The 6,182-nt window shown below is 68.7% G+C and carries 7 protein-coding genes; 3 read left to right on the forward strand and 4 right to left on the reverse strand.

What is annotated here, in order from left to right:
• The first annotated feature begins 106 nt into the window (after nt 1–106).
• A complete protein-coding gene (locus UK23_RS35665; protein ID WP_082115241.1) occupies nt 107–1,189 on the forward strand; it encodes an oxygenase MpaB family protein in 1,083 nt (360 codons plus the stop codon).
• 25 nt (nt 1,190–1,214) lie between these two features.
• Here UK23_RS35665 and UK23_RS35670 read toward each other — a convergent pair whose 3' ends face one another.
• The 4 genes from UK23_RS35670 to UK23_RS35680 all read right to left on the reverse strand — a co-directional run bounded on the left by UK23_RS35670 (nt 1,215) and on the right by UK23_RS35680 (nt 3,504).
• Nucleotides 1,215–1,652 carry a response regulator transcription factor gene (locus UK23_RS35670; protein ID WP_330770502.1) on the reverse strand — a complete coding sequence of 146 codons (438 nt, stop codon included), beginning with the start codon at nt 1,650–1,652 and terminating at the stop codon, nt 1,215–1,217.
• Nucleotides 1,583–1,834 carry a hypothetical protein gene (locus UK23_RS54875; protein ID WP_330770503.1) on the reverse strand — a complete coding sequence of 84 codons (252 nt, stop codon included), beginning with the start codon at nt 1,832–1,834 and terminating at the stop codon, nt 1,583–1,585. Before UK23_RS54875 ends, UK23_RS35670 begins: the two co-directional genes overlap by 70 nt.
• The gene (locus UK23_RS35675; protein ID WP_196778038.1) at nt 1,831–2,895 is read right to left on the reverse strand and encodes a sensor histidine kinase; all 1,065 of its coding nucleotides are present in this window, start codon (nt 2,893–2,895) and stop codon (nt 1,831–1,833) included. Before UK23_RS35675 ends, UK23_RS54875 begins: the two co-directional genes overlap by 4 nt.
• A gap of 213 nt (nt 2,896–3,108) precedes the next feature.
• A complete protein-coding gene (locus UK23_RS35680; RefSeq protein ID WP_045316156.1) occupies nt 3,109–3,504 on the reverse strand; it encodes an ATP-binding protein in 396 nt (131 codons plus the stop codon).
• Nucleotides 3,505–3,595: 91 nt separating this feature from the next.
• On the opposite strand from UK23_RS35680, the gene UK23_RS35685 reads away from it, so the two are divergent.
• Nucleotides 3,596–4,876: a hemolysin family protein gene (locus UK23_RS35685; RefSeq protein ID WP_045316157.1), complete on the forward strand. Its 1,281-nt coding sequence runs from the start codon at nt 3,596–3,598 to the stop codon at nt 4,874–4,876.
• A gap of 64 nt (nt 4,877–4,940) precedes the next feature.
• Entirely contained in the window at nt 4,941–5,879 is a 939-nt protein-coding gene (locus tag UK23_RS35690) for a sigma-70 family RNA polymerase sigma factor (RefSeq protein WP_045316158.1), read from the forward strand.
• The last annotated feature ends 303 nt before the right edge of the window (nt 5,880–6,182 follow it).

Raw genomic sequence — 6,182 nt, forward strand, 5'->3', positions numbered from 1 at the left:
TTCTTGACCCGAACAGGAACGCTGGCTCCCGCGAACGCGTGGATTCGCTGGGCCGAAGAGGTGATCACCACGAGGGCACGCGTGCGGGCGGCCCTATGTTCGGCCTGTGGACCTGCATGCGCTGAAGTACGAGGGCGACCCGCTCGCCGACGCCGTGATCGCCGGCCTGGTCGAGAGCGGCGGCCTCGACGACGTCAACCGGGTGCTGCAGGAGTTCCGCGGCAACGACGAGCCGATCCCGGCCGGCCTGCCGCCTGCGATCAGGGACTACCTGATCGCCACCGGCACCCCGCCCAGGTGGATGGACGAGGAGCGCGTCGCCCGCGCGCACGAGTTCTTCATCGACGATGGCGTGCACGTGGCGTCAGTGCTGTCGTTCGGCGCGATGGTCAACTGCTACGCGCAACCCAGGCCATCTCGTGTCCTCACCCTCACGCACCGGTTGAACCAGCCGCACCGCAGGCTTTCCGAGACTTCGCAGTTCGTGCTGAACATGATGGCGCCCAACGCTTTCGGCACGGGCGGGTCGTTCGTTCCGACGATCCAGAAGACCAGGCTCATCCACGCCGCGGTCCGCTACTTCGTCTCGCGCTCGCCCGAATGGGACCGGGAGGCGGACGGGGTCCCCGTGTGCCAGCAGGACCTGCTCGGCGCGATGCTGATCTTCAGCGTTCAGGTGATCGACGGGATGCGCCGCATCGGCGTCTCGGTCACGGACACCGAGGCCGAGGACTACTACCACGTCTGGCGCGTCGCGGGCGCGGTGCTCGGCATCCGGCCCGACGCGATGCCAGAAACCCTTCTGGAAGCGGAGGAGCTCAGCGCGAGCCTGGTCAGGGCCTCCTACGCGCCGTCGCCGGAAGGGGTGGAGCTGACCAGGAACCTCGTCGAGCTGTACGAGAAGTTCGTGCCAGGCAAGGCTTTCGACGGTGTGGTGGCGGCGATGGTGCGCCAGGTCGTGGACGAGGAGGTCGCGGACTGGCTGGAGGTCCCGCACTCGAAGGGCTGGACGCGGGCGGTGAATGCCGGTGCGAAGGTCATGCGGGTGTTCGAACGGGGCGAGGACCGCAGCCGCGTCGCTCGCGCGGTGCTGGACAAGGCGGGTGATCTCCTGCTCGGAGCGAGCGTGCGGACGCTGACGGACGGTCAGTCCACGACGTTGACGGTGCCGGCCTGCCTGCATCGCTGAGCCGGGCCGGCACGGTTTCACGACCTCAAAGCCACCCGTGCTCGTACGCCAGCCGGAAGGCGTCGGCCCGGTTCGCGACCCCGAGCTTCGAGGCGACCGCGGCCAGGTGGTTGCGCACCGTCCCTGCCGACAACGAGGTGCGCGCGGCGATCGCCGTGACCGGCGTGCCGAACTCGGTCAGCCGCAACACTTCCAGCTCGCGCTGCGTCAAAGGACAGGGTGGTGCGGCAAGAGCGTCCGCGGCCAGTGCGGGATCGACCCACCGCGACCCGCCGTGCACGCGACGGATCACGTCGGCCAGCGTGCCGCCCGGCGATCCCTTGGGGAGAAACCCCTTCGCGCCCGCGTGCAGAGCCTGCTGCAGATGCGGTGGCCGGCCACGACCGGTCAGGATCACCACCGCGCACGACGGGAGCACGCGGGCGAGCTCCTCGGTGACCTCCAGGCCGTCCAGCTCCGGCATCTGCAGGTCCACCACGGCGACGTCCGGGCGGTGCGCCCGTGCGGCCTCGACAGCGCGGCCTCGACAGCGGCCCGGCCGTCGCCCGCCCGAGCCACCACTTCGAGGTCCGGCTCCAGATCGAGCAACGCCGCGAGCGCGTCGCGGATCAGTTCTTCGTCGTCGGCCAGCAGCACCCTGATCACGCGGGCACCACGACCTGCAGCGTGAACTCCGCCGAGGACCGCTCCACGGACACCTTCCCGCCGACCGCCGCGAGCCGTTCGCCCATACCCCTGATCCCGTTGCCTTCGCGGGAGGGCTCCAGACCGGCGCCGTCGTTCGTGACGGTCATCCGCACCTCCCCGTCCTGCAGAGCGACGTCGATCATGCACCACGTCGCGTGGCTGTGCCGCAGCACGTTCGTGCAGGCCTCGCGCAACGCCAGCGCGAGCTGGGTGGCGCTCTCGCCGTGCACGGGGACGTCCGAGACGGTGCAGCGGATCCCGGCCTCCCGCAGCACGTTCCGCACGGCTTCGAGCTGCTCGGGGAGGTTCACCGACCGGTAGCCGTGGACCGCGTCCCGGACTTCCGCCAGCGCCGACGAGGCGAGTCGCTGAGCCTCGAACGCCTCGGCGGACGACCGTTCGGGATCCGACGACGCGAGCCGCCCGGCCAGCTCGGCTTTCAAGGCAATGACCGTCAGCCGATGCCCGAGCAGGTCGTGGACGTCGCGGGCGAACCGCAGCCGCTCCTCGCTGACCGCCAGCTCCGCCCGTGCCTCGCGCCCGGCCCGCGCCTGGGCCAGCAACCCGGCGAACCACATCGGCAGCCCCGCCAGCGCGATGATCGTCACCCCGACCGCTGCCGCGATCATCTGGTACGTCGTGTGGTCGCGGGTCACGAAGAACCCGACCAGCCCGGACAGCACGACCGCGCCGAGCGCCGCCATCCACCGCCAGACGCCGCTGAGCAGCAGGGGAGCGAATCCGGCCGCGCCACCGCCGATCCACGCCCAGGTCGACAGCTCGTCCGGCCCGACCGGCGCCACCAGCGGGATCGACACGAGCATCGCGGCCACGAGCACCCACAGCCTGGCCTCCCGCAGCGCCACCGCGTACGCCACGGCCACGATCAGCAGGCCCAGCACCCCGATCCAGCGGGTGGCGGAAGGTTCGCGCAGCACCGACACCAGCGGCACGACGAGCGTCGCCACCCACAGCACGTGCAGGGTGCCGCGCAGCGCGGTGTGCGGAAGATCGTTCATCGCCATCAGCCTAGAACCACTTCAGCGGGGATCGTGAGGGCGATGACCAGGTCGAACACGCCGCAGAAATACGACGCAAAACTCCGGTCGCCGGCGCGGCAGGGCGTGCGCGTCCCACCCGAGCTCGTTGTCATGCGTCGAGAGTCGAAGAAGTTCCCCGCAGAACCCATCCGTGCCGTGTCACGACTTCTCTGTGCGAAACGCACAGGCGGACTATGCGGCGACCTCAGCCCACACGGTCTTGCCGCCCACCATCTCGCGCGTGCCCCAGCAACGAGAGATAGCGGCGATCAACATCAAGCCACGGCCTCGTGAGTTCCCGAGTCGTGACTCACCCAGTTGCGGTAGCGATGCCGGCGTGTGGTCGTCGACCTCGACTCGGATGTGGTCGACGTACCGCCGCACTCTCACGGCGCGTGGTCCGGTCGCATGTTCGTAGGAGTTGCTGGCGAGTTCGGTGCACACGAGAAGAACGTCGAGCCGGACGTCCTCAGGAAGATCTCCCAGCAGAGAGCCGACCCACTTGCGCATGGCGGCGAGGTCGGGCTGATCTTCCGGCAGGGTGTGCAGGGTCCTCGCGGAGGCGCTCAGCACCTCTGGAGTTTCCATCTAGATCCCCACCTCGTTCGGCTGAGGCCTCCTGGCTGCTCAAGACGGCCGTCAGGGTGCGAAATACCACCACGCGTGCTAACCCAAACGTGTGGACGGGTACGGCTTCAACCTCGCGCTGGTCGCGGTCCTGGTGTTGGTCAACGCGGCGTTCTCCGGCAGTGAGATGGCGCTGGTGTCGTTGCGGGAGGGGCAGCTGCGTTCGCTGGAACGCGACGGGCATCGCGTGCTGGTCCGCCTCGCACGTGATCCGAACAGGTTCTTCGCGACCATCCAGATCGGCATCACGCTGTCCGGCTTCCTCGCCTCGGCCACCGCGGCGGTGTCGCTCGCACAGCCGCTCGTGCCCCTGCTGGGGTTCCTCGACGGAGCCGCGAACGGCGTGGCGATCGCGCTGGTCACGATCGTTCTCACGTTTTTCACGCTGGTGTTCGGGGAGCTGGCGCCCAAACGGCTGGCGATGCAGTACGCGCTGCGCTGGGCGAAGATCGTCGCGCGCCCGCTCGACCTGCTGTCCACCGTGTCCAGGCCGGCGGTGTGGCTGCTCAGCAAGGCGACCGACCTCGTGGTGCGGATCCTCGGCGGCGATCCGGACGTCGAGGAGGAGCAGATGTCGCCGGAGGAGCTGCGTGATCTCGTCGAGGTGCAGCAACACCTGAACCCGGAACAGCGCACGATCATGACGGGTGCGCTGGAAATCCACGAACGACGGTTGCGCGAGGTGCTGGTGCCGCGCCGGCTCGTCACGGTGCTGGAACAAGGTTTGACGACCCCGCAGGCGCGGGAAATCTTGGCGAGGTCAGGACACTCGCGGGCGCCGGTGACGAAGGAAGGTCACCTGGACGACGTGGTCGGCGTGGTCCACCTGCGTGATCTGCTCGACGATGCCCGGCCGTTGTCGGAAGTCGGACGGGCGCCGATGTTCCTGCCGGACTCGGTGCGCGTGACGGACGCGTTGCGGCGGATGAAGGCGGAGCACGAGCAGCTGGCGCTGGTGGTGGACGAGCACGGTGCGGTCGACGGCATCGTGACGCTGGAGGACCTGCTCGAGGAGGTCGTCGGTGAGATCTACGACGAGACCGACTCGGACGTGGTGGCGATCAAGGCCGCGGCCGACGGATCGGTCGAGCTGCCCGGCACGTTCCCGGTGCACGATCTGGTGGACGTCGGCGTCGAGCTGACCGGCCCGCCCGGGTCGTACGCGACGATCGCCGGTCTCGTGCTGGTGCTGCTGGGCCGCATCCCGGAAGAACCCGGTGACGTGGTGGAGGTCGCCGGCTGGAAGATCGAGATCCGCGCGGTGGAGCACCACGCGATCACGCGGGTGAGGCTGAGGTCACAGCAAAAACCGCGGAATGAAATGGACCACTGAACCGTTACACCACGTGCAGCCAGTTCCGGCTGCCACTCCTGCCAACGGATACGGGGGATTTGGCATGCCTGCAGATCTGAAGAACCGCGCGTCCGGGCAGCAGGACGCGGACACGGTCGGCTTGTACCTGCGCGAGGTCGGGCGCACGCCGCTGCTCACCGCGTCCGAGGAAGTCGACCTCGCCAAGCGCATCGAGGCGGGGGTCTACGCCGCCCATCTGCTCGCGTCCGGCGACACCACGCGTGACCGCCGTTCGCTGCGCAGGATCGCCGCCCAGGGCGAGCGCGCCAAGGACCACATGATCCGCGCGAACCTGCGCCTGGTCGTGTCGGTCGCGAAGAAGCACTCGTTCCGCGGCCTGCCCTTCGGGGACGTGGTCCAGGAGGGCAACCTCGGGCTGATCCGCGCGGTCGAGAAGTTCGACTACGCCAAGGGTTACAAGTTCTCCACCTACGCCATGTGGTGGATTCGTCAGGCGATCGAACGGGGTCTGGCCGAGCAGACCCGCACGGTCCGCCTGCCCGTGCACGTCGTCGAAGAGGTCAACAAGCTCAGGAAGATCGGGCAGAAGTTGTCCGCTCAGTTCGGCCGCGAGGCCACGGTCGAGGAGATCGCCGCCGAGGCCAAGTGTTCGCCGACGCGTGTGCAGGATCTTCGCGACGCGGCACGCACCTGCGTGTCGCTGGAGACGCCGGTCGGCGACGACGGCGGATCGGTGTTGGGCGACCTGATCCAGGACACCGACGGCGTTTCGGCGCCGGACATGGTGGAGCAGCAGGAGTTCACCGACGGCGTGCGGTCGCTGCTGGACGTGTTGCCCGAGCGGCAGGGCCGGATCATGCGCCTGCGCTTCGGCCTGGAGGACGGGCGTGAGCGCACCCTCCAGGAGGTCGCGGAGGAGCTCGGCCTGACCCGCGAGCGGATCCGCCAGCTCGAGAAGCAGTCCCTCGCGGTCCTCAAGCAGTCGGGCCGCCCGGACGAACTCTTCGCGCTCGCCGGATAACAACCACCGAAAGTCGCTTGTTCTGGTCGTTGTCGCAACTAAAGACTCATCACGTCCGAAAACGGACTAACGCTGTTTCGCAACCGCGTGTGAACGCACCTGCATGGGCTGTCGAGGGCCGGCCCGCGTTCGCACGCGGTTCCCTGCGATCAAGGAGCAGTGATGAGACAACGCACCCTGCGCACGCTCGGTGTGGCGGCGATTGCCGCCGTTGGCACGGTGTTAGCGCTCCCACAGGCCGCTGTCGCGCAGCCGGAGGGACCGATCGTCGCGGAAAGCGCGCCGAACGCCGTCCAGGACAGC

Source organism: Lentzea aerocolonigenes (assembly GCF_000955955.1).
Classification (GTDB): domain Bacteria; phylum Actinomycetota; class Actinomycetes; order Mycobacteriales; family Pseudonocardiaceae; genus Lentzea; species Lentzea aerocolonigenes_A.